The organism is Stenotrophomonas sp. FBCC-B152 (genome assembly GCF_059134105.1).
The window spans coordinates 4,214,299-4,235,997 of the sequence record NZ_CP101442.1; the positions used below are offsets into that span (position 1 = coordinate 4,214,299).

Below are 21,699 nucleotides of genomic sequence, written 5' to 3' on the forward strand. Positions count from 1 at the left end.
CGGGATTCTTCGGTCCTCGGATTGAGGACATGGAAGGTACGTCGCCGCTCGCCGAATAGATGCAGCGCCGTGCAGGAGGGGCAACAGACCCCCGTTTTGCACTACATTGGTGCAATGACCGCCGCTCCACCGTCCCCGTCCCTTGAAGTCCTTGGCACCCCGGTCGCCTGGGCCGACGCCGAAGGCCGCGTCGCCGGCTGCAACCCGGCCTTTGCGCGCTGGCTGGGGGTGAGCGTGCGGCGCCTGCTGGGCCAGCCGCTGGCCTCGCTGGAGGTGCAGGGCGAGGCGCTGGCCCATTTCCTGGCACGCGGCGAACGCGACACCCTGCGGCTGCACCGGCTCGCTCTTGCACTGCCCGGGGAGGCCCCGCGCTTCGCCGAGGGCTGGCTGAGCCGGCATGAGGAAGATGGCTGGCTGCTGGAAGCGCACCCGGTGGATGAATTCCCTGGCCTCGATCCGACCCAGGCCCTGCCCAGCGCCTTGAGTGCCGCCCTCAAAGGCCTGGCCCACGAGCTGCGCAACCCGCTGGCCGGCCTGAAGGGCGCGGCCCAGCTGCTGGCCCGGCGCAGTGCGCAGCGCGACCCGGAAGAGCGCGAGCTGATCGAGCTGATCGGCTCGGAAATCGAACGCCTGAACGGCCTGCTGGAACAGCTGCTGTCCCCAGCCCCGGCCGCGCCACACGCGCCTCTCAACATCCACGCCTCGCTGGAGCGCGTGCTGCGCCTGGCCGAAAGCGAAGGCGGCTGGGCGGTGCGGCTGCAGCGCGATTACGACCCCAGCATTCCCGAATTCGAGGGCGACGCCGACCGCCTCACCCAGGCGGTGTGGAACCTGGTGCGCAATGCGATCCAGGCCGGGGCCGGTACCGTCACCCTGCGCACCCGGGTGGAGCATGGCGTGCGCATCGGCGACCAGCTGCAGCCGATGGCGCTGCGCCTGGAAATCGCCGATGACGGCCGTGGCGTGCCCGAGACGCTGGCCGAACACCTGTTCCTGCCGCTGGTCAGCGGCCGCGCCGAAGGCACCGGGCTGGGCCTGGCGCTGGCCCAGCAGGTGGCGCGCGAACACCGCGGCACGCTGACCTACCGCTCGCGCCCGGGCCATACCGTATTCACCGTGCAGCTGCCGATCGGGCAGGGCACCCCCGCTGCCGAGGAGACCGCGCATGGCGGATGACAGCCAAACCACCGCCCAGCGTGTCTGGGTGGTGGATGACGACCGCGCGGTGCGTTTCGTGCTGTGCACCGCGCTGCGCGATGCCGGCTATGCAGTGGAAGGCTTCGATGGCGCGGCGGCGGCGCTGGACATGCTGGCCAGCCAACCCCCGCCGGACCTGCTGTTCACCGATGTGCGCATGCCCGGCGATGATGGGCTGGTGCTGCTGGACAAGCTCAAGGCCGCGCACCCGCAACTGCCGGTGATCGTGATGTCGGCCTATACCGATGTGGCCAGCACCGCCGGTGCGTTCCGCGGCGGCGCGCAGGAATTCCTGTCCAAGCCGTTCGACCTGGACGATGCCGTGGCGCTGGCCCAGCGCGTGCTGCCCGAACCGGACACCACCCTCGTCGAGCCCAGCCCCCCGTTGGTGGAGCCCGCGCCCGACCAGCGCCCGCAACTGGTCGGCGACACCCCGGCCATGCGCGCGTTGTTCCGCGCCATCGGCCGCCTCGCGCAGGCGCCGCTGTCGGTGCTGATCAACGGCGAGACCGGCACCGGCAAGGAACTGGTGGCGCACGCGCTGCACCACGAATCGCCGCGCGTGCAGGGCCCGTTCGTGGCGCTCAACACCGCCGCCATTCCCTCCGAACTGCTGGAAAGCGAGCTGTTCGGCCATGAGGCCGGCGCATTCACCGGGGCGCAGCGCCGCCATGTGGGCCGCTTCGAGCAGGCCAATGGCGGCACGCTGTTCCTGGATGAAATCGGCGACATGCCGCTGCCGTTGCAGACCCGCCTGCTGCGCGTGCTGGCCGAAGGCGAGTTCTTCCGCGTCGGCGGCCGCGAGCTGATCCGGGTGGATGTGCGCGTGATCGCCGCTACCCACCAGGACCTGGAAACGCTGGTGGCGCAGGGGCGGTTCCGTGCCGACCTGCTGCACCGGCTGGACGTGGTGCGGCTGCGCCTGCCGCCGCTGCGCGAGCGCCGCGATGACGTCGCGCAGCTGGCCGATACCTTCCTGGCCGCCGCCGCGCGCAAGCTGGATACGCCGCCCAAGCGGCTCACCGCCGCCGCCCTGCAGGCACTGCGCGAGCACGACTGGCCCGGCAACGTGCGCGAGCTGGAAAACGTGTGCTGGCGCATGGCCGCGCTTGCCGCCTCGGACACCATCGGCGTGGCCGACGTGGACAGCGCGCTGCATCGCGGCGCCGGTCCGCGCACGCGCGTGCATGGCGACCCCAGCCAGTGGGAGTCCATGCTGTCGGCGTGGGCGCGCCAGCGCCTGGCCGAAGGCGCCGAAGGGCTGCATGCGCAGGTGCGCGACCGGGTGGACCAGGCGCTGCTGGAAGCGGCGCTGCAGATCACCCACGGCCGCCGTGCCGAAGCCGCCGCGCGCCTGGGCATGGGCCGCAACACCCTGACCCGCAAACTCGGCGCGGGGCGCCGGCGCGGCGGATGAATCCCTGTTCATGGCATGTAAGCACCGCGTCGCGGTGCCTTTCATGGTCCGTGGACGACCCTGACGTTAGTTTGCAGACAAGGAGTTTCCGATGCGCCGTTCCCAACTCGCCCTGCTGATGCCGACACTGCTGGTGCTGGCCGCCTGCGGTACCGCGCCCGAGCAGCGCAGCGCGCCGGTGCCGGCCGTACCGGTGGTGAGCACCGCCAAGCTGGCCGAAGCCAACCTGGCGCCGGCCTCGGCCAGCATTGTCAGCGGCCGTCTGGCGCTGGTGCCCGATGCGCAAGGCGTGCACATCACCGGCACCATCGGCGGCCTGCAGCCGATGCAGACCGCCGCGTTCCACGTGCATGAGCGCGGCGACTGCAGTGCCGTTGACGCCAGCAGTGCAGGTCCGCATTTCAATCCGGCCAACCAGCCGCATGGCCGCAACGGCGCTGGTGCGCATCACGCCGGCGACATGGACAACCTGCGCGCGGACGCGCAGGGCCGGGTCGCCGTCGATGTGCGCCTGCCAGCGGTTACCCTCGGCGGCGGTGCAGCCACCGATATCGTCGGCCGCGCGCTGGTGGTGCATGCCAACGCGGACGATTACCGCAGCCAGCCGGCCGGCAACGCCGGCGCCCGTATCGCCTGCGGCGTCATCAAGGTCACGCGCTGAACGCGCTGGCCGCCGACGTCGCTTTTCCACTCGTTACCCGCAAGGAGATCCACATGCGTCTGATCCATACCTCGCTGTTTGCCGCCATCGCCGCCATCGGCCTGACCGCCTGCAACAAGCCGGCCGATGCGCCGGCCGATGCCGCCACCGCCACCCCGCCGATCGCCGAAACCGCGCGCACCACCGAAGCGCCGCCGGCCATGACCAGCGAAGCCCACGCCAACCACACCGCCGTGGCCGACCTTGCGCCGACCCAGGGCAATGACGTCAAGGGCAACGTGACCTTCAGCGTCGTCGACGGCAAGGTCCACGTGAAGGGCCAGGTCAGCGGGCTGAAGCCGAACAGCGAACACGGCTTCCACATCCATGAGAAGGGCGACTGCAGCGCGCCGAACGGCGACAGCGCCGGCGGCCACTTCAACCCGGCCAAGGAAGACCACGGCAACGTGGCCACCACCCCGCACCACGGTGGCGACATTCCGAACATCAAGGCCGATGCGGAAGGCAACGCCGTGGTGGATGCCGACGTGTCGACCAACGTCAACATCGGCGAAGGCAATGATTTCGACATCATCGGCCGCGGCCTGATCGTGCATGCCGACCCGGATGACTACAAGACCCAGCCGACCGGCAATGCCGGTGCACGCCTGGCGTGTGCGGTGATCAAAGCCGCACCCTGATCGTCGTTCAGCCACGCAGGGCGTGGCTCTACACGGCAGGTCTGCAGAACGAAAAACGCCGGCATCGCCGGCGTTTTTCTTAGCGGGTCAACACTTCCCGCGCATCCTGCCCGGCTTCGCAATGCACGAACAGCACCGGCAGCCCGTGCGCTTCCAGCACGGCGGCCATCTGCCGCTGGCGCATCAGGTACTGCTCGTAGATGCCCTGCAGGCGGTCGCAGTTGCCGGTGTCGTGGTTGTAGTAGTTGCACCAGCCGGCCGGATCGAACAGTGCCATACGCACTTCGCCGTCAGCGTATCGAAGCAGCGGTTCCGGCGCGGCATCCAGCCACTGCTCGGAATGCGGCGCCATCAGCGCCGTTTCAATCAGCGGCCACAACGCGGCCAGGCCCTGGTTGTCGTACTGCATCGACATCATCGCGGCCAGATCGTTCACCGTGAAATACCGGGCGTGCTCGATCTGCGCACCAAAGGCGTTCTGCGCCTGCAGGGCGGTATCGGCCTGGGCCATGCCCTGGGCCAGCAGCACCTCTTCCAGCGCTTCGGCCACTTCAGCGGTCTGCGCCACGTCGGTGCCGGTCAGCAGGAACGGCACCACGCGCAGGCCGCCGCCGGTGAGGCTGGCATCGGCCTGGAACGGCAGCGGCACTTCGCCGTCGGCACCGGCGCCGAATGCCAGCAGGCGCGGGCCTTCGTTGCGGCCGGGCGCGCGCATCTGCAGTTCTTCCAGGCGGCGGTGGATCGGCCAGCCGGGGCGCAGGACTTCGGCGGGGTCGAAATGGGCGCCGGCGAACACGAAATCGAGTCCGCTCACGCCGGGCACCAGCTTGGCCAGGTCGCGGCCAACGCGGTCGGCCAGTTCGCCCGCCTGCGCGGATGTCAGGGCCGCGTGGCGGGGGGCGTCTCCTCCGGCCAGTTCCAATGCCAGTACGCCAAGGGCATTCATGCCGGGGTCGGGTTTGCTCATGGGTTCACAGTTGGCCCATCACAGGGCGGCAGCTACACTTGGCCCCATTATGCCTGCTCCTTCGTGCAGGCCATGTTGCAGACACCCCTCCCATGCCAGGTATCTCCATGCCCAACGCTCGTCCCGTCGCCATTCTCGGTGGCGTCCGCATTCCGTTCTGCCGCCAGAACACCGCCTATTCGGACGTTGGCAACCTGGGCATGTCGGTACGTACGCTTGGCGCGCTGGTGGAACGGTTCGGCCTGCACGGGCAGCAGCTGGGCGAAGTGGCGATGGGTGCGGTGATCAAGCATTCCAGCGACTGGAACCTGGGCCGCGAAGCCACGCTGTCTTCGGGCCTGTCCCCGCTCACCCCGGGCATCACCATGCAGCGCGCCTGCGGCACCTCGCTGGACACCATCATCGCGGTGGCCAACAAGATCGCGCTGGGCCAGATCGAATCGGGCATCGGCGGCGGTTCGGACACCACCTCCGACGTGCCGATCGTGTACGGCAAGAAGCTGCGCGCGCGCCTGCTGGCCGCCAACCGGGCCAAGAGCACCGGCGACAAGATCAAGGCGATCGTGCGCGGCTTCAAGCTGGGCGAACTGAAGCCGGAGTTCCCGGGCGTGGCCGAACCGCGCACCGGCAAGAGCATGGGCGACCACTGCGAAGACATGGCCAAGGAGTGGAACATCTCCCGCGACTCGCAGGACGAGTGGGCGGTGTCCTCGCACAAGAAGTTGGCCGCCGCCTACGAGCGCGGTTTCTTCAACGACCTGATCGCCCCGTTCCGCGGCGTGGAGCGCGACAACATCCTGCGCGCGGATACCTCGCTGGAAAAGCTGGCCACGCTCAAGCCGGCCTTCGACAAGGTGTCCGGCCGTGGCACGCTGACCGCCGCCAACTCCACCCCGCTCACCGATGGCGCCTCGGCGGTGCTGCTGGCCAGCGAGGAATGGGCGCGCGCGCACGGCCACGAGCCGTTGGCCTACCTGCGCGATTCGCAGGTGGCCGCCGTGGATTTCGTGCACGGCGAAGGCCTGCTGATGGCGCCGACCATCGCGGTGCCGGAAATGCTCAAGCGCAATGGCCTGACCCTGCAGGATTTCGACATCTACGAAATCCATGAAGCCTTCGCCGCCCAGGTGCTGTGCACGCTGCGCGCGTGGGAAAGCGAAGATTACTGCCGCAACCGCCTGGGCCTGGATGCGCCGCTGGGCAGGATCGACCCGGCCAAGATCAACCCGCTGGGCTCGTCGCTGGCCACCGGCCACCCGTTCGCGGCGACCGGTGCACGCGTGATCGCCACGGCGGCCAAGCAGCTGGCCGAACGCGGCGGTGGCCGCGCGCTGGTGTCGATCTGCACCGCCGGCGGCATGGGCGTTGTGGCGATCGTCGAACGCTGAGCCGTTCGCATCGCGCAATAAAAAAGGCCGCCCGGTTGGGCGGCCTTTTTGTTACGAACGGCGTCAGCGAAGCGGGTTGCCGAATTCATCGCGCGCTGGCAGGGGTTCACTCATCAGCGACTGTTCCTCGACGGTGGCGCGTTCGGGGACTACGGCAGCCAAGGGGGCGACGGGGCGGGCGAGCACCACGCTGTCTTCGCCGCGCTGCTGGCGCAGGGCGTTGGTGTAGCACTGGGCGGCAAGCGCGGGCTCGCCGCGTGCGGTGAATACCTCGCCCAGCGCTTCCCAAGCGGTCGGGCCGGCACCGGCGGCGATGGCGCGGTGCAGGTAATCCTCGGCCTGTACGTGCTCGCCCTGGCGCGCGGCGATGCGGCCCAGCGCCAGCAGCAGGGCCGGGCTGGACGGCTGCTGGCCCAGCCAGCGCTGCAGGTTGGCCTGGCGGGTGGCCAGCTTTTCCACCGGCATCTGGCCGTACAGCGTCACCAGCGATTCGTCCCAGCGGGTATCCAGCGCCTGTTCCAGGTTGACCAGGGCCGGTTCATCCCAATCCAGCGCCACGGCGCGCAGCGCGTAGGCCGACACCACATCGGGGTCGCTGCGCAGGGCCTTCGGGGTGGCTTCCCACTGCGCGGCCAGCGCATTCACATCGCCCGCTTCCAGCAGCGACTGCGCGGCCAGGCGTACTTCCAGTTCGGCCACGGCCTCGTCGGGCAGCACCTTCTGCTTGCGCAGCGCGCCCAGCTGGCCGTAGGCCTCGTGCGCGCGGTCGGCACGTGCCAGTGCTTCGGTGCGCAGCCACAGGCCGCGCGGCGGCAGCGGCTGGATGCCCGGGGCATCCAGCGCGTTGATCGCATCCACCGGGCGCTCCTGCTGCAGCAGGCGTTCGGCCTGCATCAGCGCGTAGGCTGTGGCATCGGAGGTGGACAGGCGCTGCAGGTACTGGTCCACCGCGGCCTGGTCTCCGCGCGCTTCGGCGCTGCGGATGGCGGTCACGTAGGCCACCGCGCTCACTTCCTCGTCTTCGGCGGCGGTGCCCAGCAGCTTTTCAGCGCGCTGCCAGTGGCCGTACTCGTGCGCCTGCAGGCCTTCGATCAGGCGGGCGCGGCCCTGCTTGCGGCGGTAGCGGCCCCAGGCGCGGAACGGCGACGCCACCAGGCTCCACAGCAGCCACAGCACCAACAGGCCCACCAGCACCATCAGTGCAACCTGCGGCACGGTGGAGCGGTAATCGTTGCCGCCGGCGCGGTAGATCACCTCGCCGTACTGGCGCAGCGATTCGGTGCCCAGCCATTGCGCGGCCACCACGCCCAGCACCACGGCCAGCAACAGCACCACCACGGATTGAATCGGCTTCATGTATCAACTCCCATCGCGCATGGCGCGCAGTTGCTGCAGGGTGCTGCCCAGTTCGGGCAGCGGCGGGCGTAGCACTTGGGTGCGCAACTGCTGCAGTTCACCACGACGCTCGCGCAGGCCGGGTGAATCCGGCCACAGGCGCGGCATCCACAGCGCCACCCGGTCCAGTGCCTGTTCGAAACCGGCCTGGTCGCCGCGTTCAACCGCCGCACGGGCCAGGGTCAGTTCCAGCTGCAGCGAATCCCACGCGGCGGTGCGCTCGGCGCGGGTGAGCGGGCCCTGCACGGCAGTGGGGGTGATGGTCACGAACGGGGCCAGCATCTGGTGCCACCACGGTGGCGCGGCGGTGGCTGCTGCCGGGGCGATCTGTTCGGGCAGCGCCAGCAGCGACTGCGAGAAGTTGCCAAGGCGCTGGTTGATGCCGGCGCGCACGCCCGGGCCGAGTGCATCGACCGCATTGCGTTCCTGCATCAGCGCCTGGCGCAGGTTGAGGAATTCGGTGCCCTGGATCTCTTCCAGCGCAATGGCCGCCAGCGCGTACAGGCGCTTGGCGCCCTCCACGTCATCGGCGAACGCCAGCCGCTGGCCGGCCTGGCTGAGCAGCAGTTCGGCCTCTTCCAGCTGCAGCGCCTGGGCGTTGTGGCGGGTGCTATCGGCCAGTCGCGCCAGGTTCTCTTCCAGCAGTGCGTTGCGCTGGCTCAGGCCCAGCATTTCATCGCGCAGCACCCGGTTGGTGGCGGCCGCATCCTGCACCCGCTGCGAGGTGGAGCGCTGGTCGCGGCGCAGCGCTTCCACGCTGCCGGCCAGGCCCTGCACCAGCACCGCGGCATCGGCCTCGCGCTGCGCGACACGCGCCTGCTGCGCCTGCCACTGGGTCCAGCCCCAGGCCGCGCCACCGGCCACCACCGCAAGCGCGGCAAGCGGCAGGATCCAGCGCAGCGGTCGGTGGGGCGGGGGCGGAACCATGTCGTTCATGCAGGCATCCTTGTCGATCGCGCCGGTGCATTCACGAGCTGGCGATCGATGAGGTGCACAGCATCGCTCGCCGCCCGCAGGCCCTGCAAGGCCGCAAGCGACCCCTGTTCAGGAAGATGCCGCAGTGGTGATTGCCGCGTGTGCGGCCTGCGCCAGCTGTCCCGGCAGCGGGCCGGCGGCAAGGCTGACCCGCGCGAATCCGGCGTCCGTTGCCAGCGCCACCAGCCGCTCGCTGGCGGCCACCACGTGTGCCTGGCGCAGCCGCGCCAGCAGGTCTGCAGGCAGCTGTTCGCCCAGCAGCGCCAGCGCCTCGGCACTGCTCAGCGCCAGCACCCACGGCCCGGGCTGGTGGCGCAGCCGCTGCAGTTGCCGGGGCGGCAGCCGCAGCGTTCTGCGCTGATAGACATCCACCCGCTCCAGCGTGGCGCCGCGTTCCTGCAGCGTGGTGGCGATGATGCCCCGCCCGCCGGGGGCGGTGACCAGCGCCGCGCGCAGCCCCAGCAGCTGGGCGAGCGCCGGCAGGTCGAGCAGGCCCTCGCTGTCCATCCGCGTGGGCGCCAGCACGTCGGCGGCGCCATGCCCGCGCAGCGCAGCGGCGGTACCGGCGCCCACCGCCAGCCAGGTGCCGGCATGCGGGGCATCCAGCGGCTGCAGTCGCGCGGCGGCATGCACGGCGGCCGGGCTGCTGAATACCACGCGGTCGGCGCCCAGCGCATAGGCCAGGGCCGCGCGGGTGGCCGCGTCGTGGCGCGCCACCAGGGCCCAGGGCGACACGCCGATCACCTGCGCGCCCAGCGGCTCGGCCGCGCGCCGCAGCGCTGCGTGCTGGCCGCGCGGGCGCAGCGACAGCAGGGTCCAATCCGGCACATGTGCGTGGCTGTTCATTGCGGGCATTATGCGAGGCCTTCGTTGCAACGTCGCCGTACTGATGTCTGAACATGATTCCCTCGCCGCGCACCTGGCCGCGCTGCAGCAGGTGCTGGAGCGCATGCCGCCGGTCGCGGCCATGCAGATCCGCGTGGATGCCTATGCCGATGGCGTGCTGGGCCTGCGCGCGCCACTGGCCGCCAACGTCAATGACAAGGGCAATGCCTTCGGCGGCAGCCTGTCCTCGGCGCTGACCCTGTCCGGCTGGGCGCTGGTCACCCTGCGCCTGCGCCTGGCGGGCTTCGATGCCGATGTCTACGTGGCCGACAGCCACGTGCGCTACCTGGCCCCGGTCTATGAGGACCTGCTGGCCCAGGCGCACGCGGCCGACGATGCCGACTGGGACACCTTCCTGGCCACCTTCGCCCAGCGCGGCAAGGCCCGCATCGAGGTGGTGGCCCGCCAGCCCGGCGAGGCCGGCAAGCCGGCAGCTGAACTGACCGGACGTTTCGTTGCCTTCGCAAGGCGGTAGGATGGGCGCCTTGCCGATTGGGGAATTCGCATGCGTCGCCTTATTCAGATCCTGCTGCTGGCCTTGCTGGCCCTGACCTCCGTGTCGGCGTTCGCCGGCGAACAGAAGACCACCAAGAAGCAGCGCAAGCAGCTGGAAGAAACCCAGGTCAAGTACGACTCGACCATGCGCTGGGGCACCGTGGACGACATGCTGCCCTACCTGGATCCGGCCTACGCCAAGGAACACCCGCTGACCGACCTGGAGGTTCGCCGGTTCGAACAGGTGAAGATCTCCAGCTACCGCGCCGGCGACAACGTGCCGCTGCCCGACGGCCGGGTCGGCCGCAATGCCGAGGTCCGGGTGATCAACCTCAACACCCAGTCCGAGCGCACCGTGCGGGTCAAGGAAATCTGGCGCTGGGATGCCGAGGGCAAGCGCTGGCTGCAGGCCAGTGGGCTGCCGGACCTGTGGCAGGAATCCTGAGCTGGCCCAGGGCTGGACGCCGGTTCGCCCGCATGTGCGACAATCGGCGCCCGCTAATCGACCCGTGATCTAAGTGAATTACGAAGAGTTGCTGGCCTTTGCCGGCCGAAACCCGATGTTGTCGATGGCCTTCGTGGGCCTGACCGTCGCCATCCTCGTCACCGAGGTACGCCGCCTGCTGCGCGGCTACAAGTCGATCAAGCCGGCCGAGCTGACGCAGCTGATCAATGCTGGCGGCGCGGTCGTGGTCGACCTGTCGGCGGGCACCGATTTCGAGAAGGGCCATATTGCCGGCAGCCGCAACGTGCAGCCCGCCCAGTTCGGGCCGGAGCACAAGCTGGTGGCCAACGCCAAGCAGAGCCCGGTGGTGCTGGTGTGCCGTACCGGCACCGCCTCTGAAACCGCCGCCAAGGCGTTGAAGAAGGCCGGCTTCGAGCAGGTGCACGTGCTCGACGGCGGCCTGCCGGCCTGGCAGCAGGCCGAGTTGCCGCTGGTCAAGGGCCGCAACTGATTTTGCCCGGATTGCGCGGCACGCCTTGTGCGCGCCGCCACGCGCCCCCATCGCAGGGCATGTAACAATCCGTTTTTACTGCATTCATTCTGGAGCAACAGGAAATGTCCGAAGAGAACACCAACGGCGCCATCGCGCCGGCCGACGCCGCCACCGGCCCCGCGTTCACCGTCGAGAAGATCTACGTCAAGGACGTTTCCTTCGAATCGCCCAACGCCCCGGCCGTGTTCAACGAAGCCGTGCAGCCGGAGCTGCAGCTCAACCTGAACCAGCGCGTGCAGCGCCTGGGTGAGAGCGCCTTCGAAGTGGTGCTGGCCGTGACTCTGACCTGCAAGGCCGGCGACAAGACAGCCTACGTGGCCGAAGTGCAGCAGGCCGGCGTGTTCGGCCTGGTCGGCCTGGACCCGCAGTCGATCGACGTGCTGCTGGGCACCCAGTGCCCGAACATCCTGTTCCCGTACGTGCGTTCGCTGGTGAGCGACCTGATCCAGGCCGGCGGCTTCCCGCCGTTCTTCCTGCAGCCGATCAACTTCGAAGGCCTGTACGCCGAAACCCTGCGCCAGCGCCAGGAACAGGGCGAAACCTCGCTCGCCGATTCCGAGCCGGCCGGCAACGCCTGATCGGCGCTGCAGCAATGAGCAACAACGCAGACAAGATCGCCGTTCTCGGCGCCGGCTCCTGGGGCACCGCCCTGGCCAGCCTGCTTGCACGGCACGGTTGCCAGACCGTGCTGTGGGGCCGCGATGCGGCGATGGTGGACGCCATCGACCAGCGCCACGAGAACACCCGCTACCTGCCGGGTATTCCGTTGCCGGAGTCGCTGCGCGCCACCACGGACCTGGCTGCGGCCGTCAAGGACGCCACATGGATCCTGGTGGTGGTGCCCTCGCACGCGTTCGGTGAAACCGTGCGCGCGCTGGCGCCGCTGCGCCCGGCGGGTGCCGGCGTGGCCTGGGCAACCAAGGGTTTCGAACCCGGTTCGGGGCGTTTCCTGCACGAAGTGGCGCGCGAGGTCCTCGGACCGGATGTGCCGCTGGCGGTGGTGACCGGCCCGTCGTTCGCCAAGGAAGTCACGCTGGGCCTGCCCACCGCGATTACCGTGCACGGCGACGATGCCGGGTTCGCCCAGCAGGTGGCCGAAGCCATGCATGGCCCGGCGTTCCGCGCCTATACCGGCGATGACATGGTGGGTGCCGAACTCGGCGGCGCCATGAAGAACGTGCTGGCCGTCGCCACGGGTGTGGCCGATGGCATGCAGCTGGGCCTCAACGCCCGTGCCGGCCTGATCACCCGCGGCCTCAACGAGATGCTGCGCCTGGCCGCTGCGATCGGCGCCAAGCCGGAAACCCTCATGGGCCTGGCTGGCCTGGGTGACCTGGTGCTGACCTGCACCGGCGATCTCTCGCGTAACCGCCGCCTCGGGTTGGCGCTGGGACGTGGCCAGAGCCTGCAGGACGCCGTGCGCGAAATCGGCCAGGTGGTGGAATCGGTGCAGACCGCCGACGAAGTCATGCGCCAGGCACGCCGCCACGGCATCGACCTGCCGATCTCCGATCGGGTCCGTGCCGTGCTGCACGGCGAACAGACCCCGGAAGAGGGCCTGCGCGCGCTGCTGGCCCGGGAACAGAAACCGGAATATCCGGACACGCTGTTCAAATGATCAGGAAAAACCCCGGCACTGCCGGGGTTTTTTTTGCCCTGAAACGCAAGAACCCAGCGTGCGCTGGGTTCCTGCGTGGCACCCCGACGAGGTGGGGCCAGATAAGTGAAGCCCGGCCTACTAAGCCGGGCTTCATGGCGTGAGGGAGAGAGATCACGCCATCCAACAACGTACCGTGCAGCTATCGCCTTACCAGGTGAAGCGCGGGCCGACGAACCATTCGCGGTCGCCACCCTTGGCCAGCTTCACTTCGCCGCTCACGCCCCAGTTCTGGGTGAACTTGGCCTGCGCGCCCACGCGGCCGTAGAACTCGCCGTCCGGGTTGATGCCGTGCTTCTTGCTGAAATCTTCGTAGCCGGCCAGCGCGTAACCTTCGATCATCGGGGTGAACGCGGTGCGCACGCCCACTTCGGTGGAGTAGCCGTTGAAGTCCAGGCCGTGCTTCGGATCGAACTTCTGGTACGCGACGCGCGCCACCAGATCGGTGGTCGGGGCGATGGTGTAGTTGTAGCCGACGCCTGCGCGCCACTGGTCAACATCAGCGTTGCCGCGGTTGAGATCCTGCGAGGTGTAATCGCCAAAGATGTGGAAGTTCGGCGCCACGGCAACCGAGCCCTTCACAGCCCAGCCGTCGGCATAGCCGCCCTGGGCATCGGTGTTCACATAGCCGCCTTCCGCGTAGTTGTACGACAGGCCATCAGCAGCAGAAGCGGCGAACGGCAGGGCAGCAATCAGGCCCAAGGCAAGCAGGGAGGTCTTCATCATCGGGAACACACCTTTTTATTATTTGGTTTCGCCGACCGTCCCCTCTTGGGGGAGGGGAGAGAGAAGGACGGTCGACAGGTGTGAATTATCCGTTAGTCGCTCTAATCAACCCTGAATATTGAACTGACCGGTACATGAATGAAGCGCGTGTTCAGGGAACTCCAACGTACGACGATAGACGGAAGAGCAAAGTTGTGACGCCATCGCAAACCATAGTTGTAGCGAGTCGTTAGCTCCTTGCTACAACTATGGTTTACGTCTGCCGGACAGCCATGTCCCAGTAATTCGAGGAAGCTACTCAACCTGAGTGAGTCACCCAGGCCCCGCAGACTGCCCCCCGCGGCGACCGATTTGCTAGCCAAGGTGCAATAGTTCGTGCAGGTTGCACGAACTATTGGACCAAAGGCCTGTACAAACTATTGGATCAATCCCTAGACCGCACCGAGCGGTGCCATGCGTCATCGCAGCCGCGCTCTAAGCAGAGGCGTGGGCCAATGCAAGCTCGCGACGCGTACACTAAACGTACCAGGAACAGGTTGATCCCCGTCTGGACGGTGGGCCTGTAACACGCAGTTCTCGGAGTCACTGTTCGGAGCGCCTGTGAACGCTGAAGACGATTTGCTCGATCCTGCAATCCGACGCTGGCTTATTTCGGAGGCAACGCCCCGCGTCTGGGCTGCAGCATTCGCTACGAATGTGGACGGGGGCGCAGAGTCGGCACTTCGTGCTGCTAACAGAGCTGCCGCCCTCGTGGAGCAGATCAAGCATGCACCGCCGAAGCCACTCGAATCCATCGCTGCTCAGTCAGGCCTTTCAATCGACGCACGTGATTTCAGAGGGTGGTATCGCGTCTGCGATGCCTTAAGAAATGGGAAGGATCCTGACTATCTCCCGCCAAGCGAAGAAGAGATCGAAGGTGCTTACCAAGCCTATACGCGGGGTATGGCCGACTTCTACTAAGTCGGCTCAGTCAGAGTGCCCGAACGCGGCTGACGGCTAGCTTCTCCTATGCACCCTCACCGCAAATCCTGGGGTTTGCATCAGCGTGAAGCATGATGTGCGCCCAGAGATGGAGGGCCTAGGGGTATGCTTTTGGCCGAAGGCGCACGCGTTGGCGCCAGACGACGCGACTAGGATTGTTAAAGCCCGCTTCCGACCCAAAGCGGACACTAGCAATGGGAACTTGTGGACTTATGGATACTCTCGTCGTAAAGGCGATCCAACGTTATGGGGATTCGGCTGAGGTCACATTGGACAGTGGCAAGGGCGAGATCGTCGTCTTCAGCCATCCGTGCGACCTTTCGGTCGGGCAAGTCGTGCCGAACCTCTTGCACGGCATGACTGAACATGTGGCAGCCGCACACCTTTCGGATTGGCCGGAAAGCCTGAAGTCCGAGCGCTCAATCGAGCGTCTTGACCGGATTGAGGGCTTCGCCTATCGAGGATGTGGCCAAGTCGCGGATCACGCGGCCGGGCTAGTCGAGGTTCTAGGGTTTGTGCTTGAACTTGGCGATCTGCCGTGCAAAGGCTTTGTGGAATTCGAGTGCATGCGACTCGACGTCCCGGATGCTTGACTGTTCGAACGTCCGCTTCTGGCCGAAAGCGGACATTGAACCGCACTGAAGATTGCGACCTTCCGGCGAACCGACACAGTCATCATCTAATTGGTTACCGGGGCTGCCACTGCGCCAAGCATGCGCATACGCGCTGGAAGCTCGCGCTCTATCGCCGTGCGGCGAGAGGGCGTCAAACTCTTCCAGGAGCGAATCTCCTCGAGTGAGCGGCCGCATCCTTCGCAGGGAGCACGTGCAGTGAAGGAGCAACGCTTGGCGCATGGGGTGATCATGCTTCCAACCTGACTTCGATCGTGACATGGACCAGCTCTTCATGAATGCTGAGCGCATTTCTGAAATAGTCGGCAGAGACCGGTGACTTCGTCACCAGCGCGAGAATGCAGGCGTAGTGATTGCGGCCCACACGCCAGACGTGAATGTCCTCGATCTGTCCGGGGATCTGCGAATCGGCAATGACCTCCCGTACCTCATCGACAACGCCTGCGTCCATTTCCGCGTCCAGCAGCACCTTGCCAGAGTCTCGCAGCAGGCCGATCGCCCACACGGTGACAAGCACCGCGCCGGCAATACCCATGACCGGATCCAACCACGAAGCACCCCAGAGCTTGCCGCCAAATAGCGCGACGATGGCCAGCACAGAGGTGGCTGCGTCGGCCATGACATGGATGTAGGCAGAACGAAGGTTCAGGTCATGCGCATGGCCGCCATGGTCATGACCGTGGCCGCGGTGTTCAACATGACCGTGCCCGTGCCCGTGCCCGTGATCATGTCCATGATCGTGGTTTTCCCGCAGCAGCCAGGCGCAGATCAGGTTCACGCACAGACCGACGAAGGCGATAATGATGGCCTGGTTGTAGTGGATATCGGTTGGCGCCAGAAGGCGGTTGACTGATTCGAACGCCATGATTGCAGCCACGCCCAGCAGCAGTATCGCGCTGGTGTAGCCGCCGAGCACCTCTACCTTCCACGTGCCAAAGGCAAAGCGCGGGTTGCTCGCATGCTTGCGTGCGAATGCATAGGCAAACGCCGAGAGGCCCAAAGCCAACGCATGTGAGCTCATGTGCCAGCCATCGGCCAGCACGGCCATTGAGTTGTACCACCAGCCCCCGATGATCTCTACGACCATCATGACGGCCGTGAGCCAGAAAGCGCGGCGGGTGTTCAGTTCCGCAAGCGGGTCCCCGGTTCCGAACTGATGGGTGTGGGCCCGGGCGGAGTGGGCTACGCTGGTCACTTCATTCATAGGGGAGGGGGGTATGTGAGAGTACCCCGGCAGGGTATACTAGTTCCTCATGTCGCACATCCAAGCCAATCCAAAAAAGCTTCTTACCCGAGTCCGCCGCATCGGTGGGCAGGTCGCTGCGCTGGAGCAGAGTCTGGTGAACGGTGTTGAGTGCGTAGACGTGCTGACCCAGATCGCCGCCGCCCGGGGAGCCATGCACGGATTGATGCTTGAGGTGCTGAACGACCACCTTCGTGCGCACATCGCCGATGAACCGGATCAAGCTGCGCGTACCGCCGAGATCGAGGCGGTGACCCAGCTGATGAAGACCTACTTCAAGTAGGCAACCAATCCTATCCGGCTCCAAACTGGCCCAGGTTCATCCGTCCCTGACTTTGCCGTAGCCCACGAGAGCGCTACTGGTCGCGGTCGAGCTATCGGACTGGTGCCTTTGATGATGCGTAGCCGTTTCGGACTCGGCTTGTATGCCAGTGATGTCTGCTTTTGGCCTTGGATTCAACCGGTCGACGCAACACACTGAAGACTGCTTACCGGCAGCAGGAGTGTTGCAGATGGAGCGCAGGCCTAGGATCTACTACAGCGACGCCCAGAAGGCTCTGATGTGGGAGCGATGGCGACGAGGCGAATCGCTGCACCAGATTGCAGCTCTGTTTGACCGTCACCATAGCTCGGTTCGCGCGGTCCTGTCCGAGTCCGGAGGCATCCAGCCAGCCCCGCGCCGCCGAGCAGAGCGCGTATTAAGTTTGGCTGAGCGTGAAGAAATTTCCCGGGGTGTGGCTGTCGGGAAGTCCATGCGTGCAATTGCGAGTTCGCTCGGCCGGGCCCCGTCGACCATAAGTCGTGAGCTGCATCGCAATGATGGGCGTAGTGGCTATCGAGCAAATTTGGCCGATCAGCGTGCGTGGCAGCGTGCGCGGCGCCCCAAGCTCTGTAAGCTTGGCTTGCATCGAACGCTTGCAATGAGAGTGGCAGCCAAGCTGAAGCAGCAATGGTCACCACAGCAGGTGGCCGTTTGGTTGAAACGCACCAATCCTGAAGATGCGAGCCGCCAGGTGTCTCACGAGACAATCTACCGAACGCTCTACATTCAGTCCCGAGGAGCCCTGAAGCAGTAGCTTTTGGCGCACCTACGGCGAACTCGTGCCATGCGCCGCTCACGGCATCACACACAGAAAACAGCTGACCACGGCAGGATCAAGGACGCGATCTCCATCAGTGAGCGTCCGCCTTCGGTTGAGGACCGGGCAGTACCTGGCCACTGGGAGGGCGACCTGCTATTTGGTGACCGCGATAGCCAGATTGCGACGCTGGTGGAGCGCAAAACCCGTTACGTCATGCTGGTCAAAGTCGACGGAAAGGACTCTGAGACCGTGGTGAATGCGCTGATCAAAAGTGCCCGCCGCCTCCCTCGGGAGTTGTACCAATCCCTGACTTGGGATCGCGGCAAAGAGATGGCGGCGCATCGCCGCTTTACGCTGGCCACCGACATCCAAGTCTACTTCTGCGACCCTCACCATCCCTGGCAGCGCGGCACCAATGAGAACACCAACGGACTACTGCGACAGTACTTCCCTAAAGGCGTCAGCCTTGCCAATGTCTCTCAAGCTCGGCTTGATGCAGTCGCCCGCCAACTGAACGAGCGGCCCCGCAAGACGCTAGACTACGAAACACCAGTCGAGCGTTACCGACGAACCGTTGCGTTGATCGGTTGAATCCAATGCCGAAAGCGGACCTTGGGAGGGGCAAGGCCGAGCGAAGTTTATCGGGCGAAGGGGAAGACGTCCGGTCCTTGCCGGCCACATCAGGCAAGGTCACCCGCCAAGCAACCGGCTTTCCGTCCCCGGCGACGGTGGCCATACTAAGATCATGACCTATATCCGCCGAATCCAGACGCACCTAGCCGGCCAGTTGCGGAGCGAGGCATGGCGGCGCCGTGCCGCCCTCTGGACGGGCGCGGTGGTAGTTGCGCTCGTCGCGATCCTTTTCGCCAAGGCCAGCGATGCGGCATTTGCGCTGTTTCGACGCGCCATCGAGCACTCGCCCTGGTGGGCGCTGCTGCTCACGCCGGGAATTTTCGCCCTGCTTGCGTGGCTGACCAGCGGGGTGCTTCGTCCCACCCGGGGCAGTGGCATTCCCCAGGTGATCGCGGCGCTGGACAAGCCCGATGAAGCGTTCCGGAAAACCAACCTTTCACCGGCGGTCTCGGCAGGCAAGCTGCTCCTGACCTCGCTGTCGCTGCTGGGAGGTGCATCGGTAGGTCGCGAGGGGCCAACGGTGCATGTGGGCGCCAGCCTGATGTACCTGTTTGGCCGCTGGTTCGGTTTCAAGGACCCGCGGGAGCTGTCGCACTTCCTGTTGGCGGGCGGTGCGGCCGGTATCGCGGCGGCCTTCAACACGCCGCTGGCCGGGATCGTGTTCGCCATTGAAGAGCTCAGCGGGCGCTTCGAGCATCGCTTCTCGGGAACGCTGTTGACGGCGGTCATCGTCGGCGGCGTGGTGTCGCTCGGCCTTCTGGGGAACTACACCTACTTCGGCCATGTGACAGCAGGCCTGCCGTTGGGGCAGGGGTGGTTGGCCATCCTGCTGTGCGGGGTGGTGGCTGGTCTGCTGGGTGGGGTATTTGCCCGGATGGTGCTGGCGAGCGCTGCAGGGCGCCCGCGATGGCTGGGCAACGTGCGGCAGCGGCATCCGGTGTTGCTGGCAGCTGGCTGCGGGCTGGTGGTGATTGCGCTGGCGGCGTTGTGCGGCGATGGGGCCTTTGGCACCGGCTATGAGCAAGCGCGCAGTCTTGTGCAGGGCCAGCCGACGGTTGGGCATGAGTTTGGGCTGATGAAGCTGCTGGCGAACCTGGCCTCTTATGTGGCCGGCATTCCCGGCGGGCTGTTCTCGCCGGCACTGGCCGTCGGTGCCGGTCTGGGCCACAACCTGGCCGTGCTGATGCCCGGCGTGGACCCGCGTGCGTTCGTGCTGCTGGGCATGTGCGCATACCTTACCGGTGTCACCCAAGCGCCATTGACCTCGGCGGTCATTTCGCTTGAACTAACCGACAGTGGCGACCTGCTGCTACCCATCCTGGCAACGGTACTGATCGCCCGCGGGATGTCCGGGCTGGTGTGCCGGACACCGATCTACAAGGGACTGGCGGAGCAGTTGCTGTCGCCGGGGCTGCAACAGTCGAGCAGCAAAACGTAACCATTTTTCGCTGCCGGGATCTCCCCTATTGAACTGCCGGGAGGTTGTACACGATTGCTGCGCGTCTGAATGCCAATTTGGGCTATACGCCGCCGGTCCTTGATACAGCCAGCAGCACCACCTGAGGCGACAGTGTCTACTTCTGGCCGAAAGCGTCTCCTAGGCTTGAATTGCGCAATTAGCCATTGATTCCCGCAGCCCGACCGAGGAACCGCTCGACCAATTACTCAGCCAGCCCTGGGCCGGAAAGGGCCGCGATTCCACACCTCATTGCTTGGTTAAGAAGACTGTTTCGAACATCTCGGGAGCACAAGGGAAGCGTTCCTCATCAGGACGACTCACCCGCTTCATCCCGTGTGCCGCTCAGGTTAGCCAGGACAAGCCAATGCGGGTTCGACGAATGACGAGCACAAATAGCCTGAAGCGACTTCGGGTGAGCTGAGGGAATGTCACGGAGAATGGGAGGTCAGTTCATCTTATTGACTCGCTCCGATTGTCGCTCTTGACCTCCAAATGACCTATTGGCTTGGGAGGGTAGCTTTGCGAGTGCAGCGAGGCGACAGCGATGCCGGATTTCCCCTCAGGCGCTATGCCGGTCTACAATAGACCGTCAAATACCTAACGGATCGGCCGGCGATGACTCCACCCTGACGCTTGATTGAAGAAGCGATCCAGACACTTGGGTCTGGAAGGGTGCCTGTTTCTTTCGTTTGGCGCGCACGACTGTGCGCGGAGATCATTTGATATGTCTGCAATTTATCCCCTGCGCCAGCAATGGCTCGGCAATATCCGTGGTGACCTGCTGTCGGGCATCGTCGTTGCGCTGGCCCTGATTCCCGAGGCAATTGCGTTTTCCATCATCGCCGGCGTCGACCCAAAGGTGGGTTTGTATGCCTCGTTCTGCATCGCCGTCATCACCGCCATCGCCGGTGGCCGTCCTGGCATGATCTCGGCTGCGACCGGCGCCATGGCGCTGGTGATGGTCACGCTGGTGCGCGAGCACGGCATCCAGTATTTGTTTGCCGCCACCATCCTGGCCGGGGTGCTGCAGATGCTGGCCGGCGCGCTGCGGTTGGGCTCACTGATGCGCTTTGTGTCGCGCTCGGTGGTGACCGGTTTCGTGAACGCGCTGGCGATTCTCATTTTCATGGCGCAGCTTCCCGAGCTCATCGGTATGCCGTGGATGGTGTATGCGATCTGTGCTGTGGGTCTGGCAATCATCTACTTGCTGCCGCTGCTGACCAAAGCCGTTCCTTCGGCATTGGTGGCGATGGTGGTTCTCACGGCCGCCTCCATGTACTTTGGCTTTCAGGTGCGCACCGTCGGCGACATGGGTGCGCTGCCTGACAGCCTGCCGTCGTTCCTGATTCCGGATGTGCCATTTACCTGGGAAACACTCCAGATCCTGCTGCCGGTTTCGGCGACTCTGGCGGTCGTTGGCTTGTTGGAATCGCTGATGACCGCACAGATCGTCGAGGACATGACCGATACCCCCAGTCAGAAGAATCGCGAATGTGCGGGCCAAGGCTTGGCTAACACCGTAACGGGCTTCTTCGGGGGCATGGCGGGCTGTGCAATGATCGGCCAGTCAGTGATCAACATCACGTCCGGTGGCCGGGGCCGCCTCTCGTGCCTGGTGGCCGGCGTGGTTTTGCTCCTTCTGGTTGTTTATGGGTCAAACCTGGTGAGTCAGATTCCAATGGCCGCACTGGTAGCGGTGATGATCATGGTCAGCATCGGCACCTTCAGCTGGCGCTCGCTGCGCGAGTTGGCCATTCATCCCAAGAGCTCTTCGGTCGTGATGATTGGCACGGTCGTCGTGACCGTGGCTACCCACGACCTCGCCAAAGGCGTATTGACAGGCGTGATCCTGTCGGCGGTGTTCTTCACCCGCAAGGTCGGCAAGATGCTGATCATCGACGACACCCAGGTGGACACCGACTCGCGCGTCTACGTTGTGAAGGGGCAGGTGTTCTTTGCGTCTGCCGGACAGTTCGTGAGCAGCTTCAACTATCTGGATGTCCCCAAGGACGTCATCATCGATCTGAAGGACGCCCACTTCTGGGACCTGACCGCCGTTGATGCGCTCGACCGGGTAGTGATGAAGCTGCGCGAGCACGGCGCGACCGTTGAGGTGTTCGGTCTCAACGATGCCAGTGAGACCTTGGTCGACCGCCTGGGAAAGCACCGGACGCCAGGCGCCGCGCTGTCGTCGGGTCGTTGAATGAGCGAAGCGGGCACCGAGGGGT

General features: G+C 65.8%; 22 protein-coding genes and 1 pseudogene. 16 read left to right on the top strand and 7 right to left on the bottom strand.

The features are described from left to right. Positions 1–114 precede the first annotated feature (114 nt). From NMB40_RS19050 to NMB40_RS19065, 4 genes are all read left to right on the top strand, one after another. Positions 115–1,176: a two-component system sensor histidine kinase NtrB gene (locus NMB40_RS19050; protein ID WP_494359472.1), complete on the top strand. Its 1,062-nt coding sequence runs from the start codon at positions 115–117 to the stop codon at positions 1,174–1,176. Further along, entirely contained in the window at positions 1,166–2,614 is a 1,449-nt protein-coding gene (gene ntrC, locus NMB40_RS19055) for a nitrogen regulation protein NR(I) (RefSeq protein ID WP_494359473.1), read from the top strand. Before NMB40_RS19050 ends, ntrC begins: the two co-directional genes overlap by 11 nt. Positions 2,615–2,705: 91 nt before the next feature. Further along, complete coding sequence (locus tag NMB40_RS19060) at positions 2,706–3,275, top strand: superoxide dismutase family protein (RefSeq protein ID WP_494359474.1); 570 nt, start codon at positions 2,706–2,708, stop codon at positions 3,273–3,275. Between the two features lie 53 nt (positions 3,276–3,328). After that, the gene (locus NMB40_RS19065; RefSeq protein WP_282246768.1) at positions 3,329–3,955 is read left to right on the top strand and encodes a superoxide dismutase family protein; all 627 of its coding nucleotides are present in this window, start codon (positions 3,329–3,331) and stop codon (positions 3,953–3,955) included. A gap of 79 nt (positions 3,956–4,034) precedes the next feature. On the opposite strand, the gene NMB40_RS19070 is transcribed toward NMB40_RS19065, so the two are convergent. Next, positions 4,035–4,922, bottom strand: a complete 888-nt coding sequence (locus tag NMB40_RS19070; RefSeq protein WP_494359475.1) for a hypothetical protein — start codon at positions 4,920–4,922, stop codon at positions 4,035–4,037. 92 nt (positions 4,923–5,014) lie between these two features. Between NMB40_RS19070 and NMB40_RS19075 the strand changes: the two genes are divergently transcribed. Next, positions 5,015–6,310, top strand: a complete 1,296-nt coding sequence (locus NMB40_RS19075; protein ID WP_494359476.1) for an acetyl-CoA C-acetyltransferase — start codon at positions 5,015–5,017, stop codon at positions 6,308–6,310. Positions 6,311–6,373: 63 nt separating this feature from the next. On the opposite strand, the gene NMB40_RS19080 is transcribed toward NMB40_RS19075, so the two are convergent. The 3 genes from NMB40_RS19080 to NMB40_RS19090 form a co-directional block, all read right to left on the bottom strand. Further along, complete coding sequence (locus NMB40_RS19080; RefSeq protein WP_494359477.1) at positions 6,374–7,666, bottom strand: heme biosynthesis protein HemY; 1,293 nt, start codon at positions 7,664–7,666, stop codon at positions 6,374–6,376. A gap of 3 nt (positions 7,667–7,669) precedes the next feature. Continuing rightward, positions 7,670–8,641, bottom strand: coding sequence for a uroporphyrinogen-III C-methyltransferase (locus NMB40_RS19085; RefSeq protein ID WP_494359478.1), 972 nt, complete (start codon positions 8,639–8,641; stop codon positions 7,670–7,672). Positions 8,642–8,749: 108 nt separating this feature from the next. Continuing rightward, a complete protein-coding gene (locus tag NMB40_RS19090) occupies positions 8,750–9,526 on the bottom strand; it encodes a uroporphyrinogen-III synthase (protein ID WP_494359479.1) in 777 nt (258 codons plus the stop codon). Positions 9,527–9,569: 43 nt separating this feature from the next. On the opposite strand from NMB40_RS19090, the gene NMB40_RS19095 reads away from it, so the two are divergent. The 5 genes from NMB40_RS19095 (at position 9,570) to NMB40_RS19115 (ending at position 12,676) form a co-directional block, all read left to right on the top strand. After that, positions 9,570–10,040, top strand: coding sequence for a YiiD C-terminal domain-containing protein (locus tag NMB40_RS19095; RefSeq protein ID WP_282246762.1), 471 nt, complete (start codon positions 9,570–9,572; stop codon positions 10,038–10,040). Between the two features lie 30 nt (positions 10,041–10,070). After that, complete coding sequence (locus NMB40_RS19100) at positions 10,071–10,505, top strand: hypothetical protein (RefSeq protein ID WP_494359480.1); 435 nt, start codon at positions 10,071–10,073, stop codon at positions 10,503–10,505. 73 nt (positions 10,506–10,578) lie between these two features. Continuing rightward, complete coding sequence (locus tag NMB40_RS19105) at positions 10,579–11,016, top strand: rhodanese-like domain-containing protein (RefSeq protein ID WP_282246760.1); 438 nt, start codon at positions 10,579–10,581, stop codon at positions 11,014–11,016. Between the two features lie 104 nt (positions 11,017–11,120). After that, entirely contained in the window at positions 11,121–11,636 is a 516-nt protein-coding gene (gene secB, locus NMB40_RS19110) for a protein-export chaperone SecB (protein WP_282246759.1), read from the top strand. 14 nt (positions 11,637–11,650) lie between these two features. Further along, positions 11,651–12,676, top strand: a complete 1,026-nt coding sequence (locus tag NMB40_RS19115) for an NAD(P)H-dependent glycerol-3-phosphate dehydrogenase (RefSeq protein WP_282246758.1) — start codon at positions 11,651–11,653, stop codon at positions 12,674–12,676. A 189-nt stretch (positions 12,677–12,865) separates the two neighbouring features. Here the strand turns inward: NMB40_RS19115 and NMB40_RS19120 are convergent, their stop codons facing one another. After that, on the bottom strand, positions 12,866–13,438 hold the full coding sequence (locus NMB40_RS19120) for an OmpO family porin (RefSeq protein WP_494359481.1): 573 nt from the start codon (positions 13,436–13,438) through the stop codon (positions 12,866–12,868). 603 nt (positions 13,439–14,041) lie between these two features. Between NMB40_RS19120 and NMB40_RS19125 the strand changes: the two genes are divergently transcribed. Together NMB40_RS19125 and NMB40_RS19130 are read left to right on the top strand one after the other, a co-directional pair. Continuing rightward, positions 14,042–14,401 carry a hypothetical protein gene (locus NMB40_RS19125; RefSeq protein WP_494359482.1) on the top strand — a complete coding sequence of 120 codons (360 nt, stop codon included), beginning with the start codon at positions 14,042–14,044 and terminating at the stop codon, positions 14,399–14,401. Between the two features lie 233 nt (positions 14,402–14,634). After that, complete coding sequence (locus NMB40_RS19130) at positions 14,635–15,015, top strand: hypothetical protein (RefSeq protein WP_494359483.1); 381 nt, start codon at positions 14,635–14,637, stop codon at positions 15,013–15,015. A gap of 86 nt (positions 15,016–15,101) precedes the next feature. On the opposite strand, the gene NMB40_RS19135 is transcribed toward NMB40_RS19130, so the two are convergent. Together NMB40_RS19135 and dmeF are read right to left on the bottom strand one after the other, a co-directional pair. Next, positions 15,102–15,287 carry a DUF1289 domain-containing protein gene (locus NMB40_RS19135; RefSeq protein WP_494359484.1) on the bottom strand — a complete coding sequence of 62 codons (186 nt, stop codon included), beginning with the start codon at positions 15,285–15,287 and terminating at the stop codon, positions 15,102–15,104. Beyond that, complete coding sequence (gene dmeF, locus NMB40_RS19140; protein ID WP_494359485.1) at positions 15,284–16,258, bottom strand: CDF family Co(II)/Ni(II) efflux transporter DmeF; 975 nt, start codon at positions 16,256–16,258, stop codon at positions 15,284–15,286. Before dmeF ends, NMB40_RS19135 begins: the two co-directional genes overlap by 4 nt. Positions 16,259–16,307: 49 nt before the next feature. On the opposite strand from dmeF, the gene NMB40_RS19145 reads away from it, so the two are divergent. The 4 genes and pseudogenes from NMB40_RS19145 to NMB40_RS19160 all read left to right on the top strand — a co-directional run bounded on the left by NMB40_RS19145 (position 16,308) and on the right by NMB40_RS19160 (position 21,674). Then, positions 16,308–16,580 (top strand): metal/formaldehyde-sensitive transcriptional repressor, encoded by a 273-nt coding sequence (locus tag NMB40_RS19145; protein ID WP_336442976.1) that lies wholly within the window; start codon positions 16,308–16,310, stop codon positions 16,578–16,580. A gap of 229 nt (positions 16,581–16,809) precedes the next feature. Continuing rightward, a pseudogene (locus NMB40_RS19150) lies at positions 16,810–17,970 on the top strand (IS30 family transposase). Positions 17,971–18,124: 154 nt separating this feature from the next. Then, positions 18,125–19,450, top strand: a complete 1,326-nt coding sequence (locus NMB40_RS19155; protein ID WP_494359486.1) for a chloride channel protein — start codon at positions 18,125–18,127, stop codon at positions 19,448–19,450. Positions 19,451–20,195: 745 nt separating this feature from the next. Then, positions 20,196–21,674: a SulP family inorganic anion transporter gene (locus NMB40_RS19160; protein ID WP_494359487.1), complete on the top strand. Its 1,479-nt coding sequence runs from the start codon at positions 20,196–20,198 to the stop codon at positions 21,672–21,674. The last annotated feature ends 25 nt before the right edge of the window (positions 21,675–21,699 follow it).

Excerpts from the sequence above, each read along its gene's own strand:
- NMB40_RS19050 (WP_494359472.1), top strand. The coding sequence starts at position 115 with ATGACCGCCGCTCCACCGTCCCCGTCCCTTGAAGTCCTTGGCACCCCG.
- ntrC (WP_494359473.1), top strand. The coding sequence starts at position 1,166 with ATGGCGGATGACAGCCAAACCACCGCCCAGCGTGTCTGGGTGGTGGAT.
- NMB40_RS19060 (WP_494359474.1), top strand. The coding sequence starts at position 2,706 with ATGCGCCGTTCCCAACTCGCCCTGCTGATGCCGACACTGCTGGTGCTG.
- NMB40_RS19065 (WP_282246768.1), top strand. The coding sequence starts at position 3,329 with ATGCGTCTGATCCATACCTCGCTGTTTGCCGCCATCGCCGCCATCGGC.
- NMB40_RS19070 (WP_494359475.1), bottom strand. The coding sequence starts at position 4,922 with ATGAGCAAACCCGACCCCGGCATGAATGCCCTTGGCGTACTGGCATTG.
- NMB40_RS19075 (WP_494359476.1), top strand. The coding sequence starts at position 5,015 with ATGCCAGGTATCTCCATGCCCAACGCTCGTCCCGTCGCCATTCTCGGT.
- NMB40_RS19080 (WP_494359477.1), bottom strand. The coding sequence starts at position 7,666 with ATGAAGCCGATTCAATCCGTGGTGGTGCTGTTGCTGGCCGTGGTGCTG.
- NMB40_RS19085 (WP_494359478.1), bottom strand. The coding sequence starts at position 8,641 with ATGAACGACATGGTTCCGCCCCCGCCCCACCGACCGCTGCGCTGGATC.
- NMB40_RS19090 (WP_494359479.1), bottom strand. The coding sequence starts at position 9,526 with ATGAACAGCCACGCACATGTGCCGGATTGGACCCTGCTGTCGCTGCGC.
- NMB40_RS19095 (WP_282246762.1), top strand. The coding sequence starts at position 9,570 with ATGTCTGAACATGATTCCCTCGCCGCGCACCTGGCCGCGCTGCAGCAG.
- NMB40_RS19100 (WP_494359480.1), top strand. The coding sequence starts at position 10,071 with ATGCGTCGCCTTATTCAGATCCTGCTGCTGGCCTTGCTGGCCCTGACC.
- secB (WP_282246759.1), top strand. The coding sequence starts at position 11,121 with ATGTCCGAAGAGAACACCAACGGCGCCATCGCGCCGGCCGACGCCGCC.
- NMB40_RS19115 (WP_282246758.1), top strand. The coding sequence starts at position 11,651 with ATGAGCAACAACGCAGACAAGATCGCCGTTCTCGGCGCCGGCTCCTGG.
- NMB40_RS19120 (WP_494359481.1), bottom strand. The coding sequence starts at position 13,438 with ATGAAGACCTCCCTGCTTGCCTTGGGCCTGATTGCTGCCCTGCCGTTC.
- NMB40_RS19130 (WP_494359483.1), top strand. The coding sequence starts at position 14,635 with ATGGATACTCTCGTCGTAAAGGCGATCCAACGTTATGGGGATTCGGCT.
- NMB40_RS19135 (WP_494359484.1), bottom strand. The coding sequence starts at position 15,287 with ATGATCACCCCATGCGCCAAGCGTTGCTCCTTCACTGCACGTGCTCCC.
- dmeF (WP_494359485.1), bottom strand. The coding sequence starts at position 16,258 with ATGAATGAAGTGACCAGCGTAGCCCACTCCGCCCGGGCCCACACCCAT.
- NMB40_RS19145 (WP_336442976.1), top strand. The coding sequence starts at position 16,308 with ATGTCGCACATCCAAGCCAATCCAAAAAAGCTTCTTACCCGAGTCCGC.
- NMB40_RS19155 (WP_494359486.1), top strand. The coding sequence starts at position 18,125 with ATGACCTATATCCGCCGAATCCAGACGCACCTAGCCGGCCAGTTGCGG.
- NMB40_RS19160 (WP_494359487.1), top strand. The coding sequence starts at position 20,196 with ATGTCTGCAATTTATCCCCTGCGCCAGCAATGGCTCGGCAATATCCGT.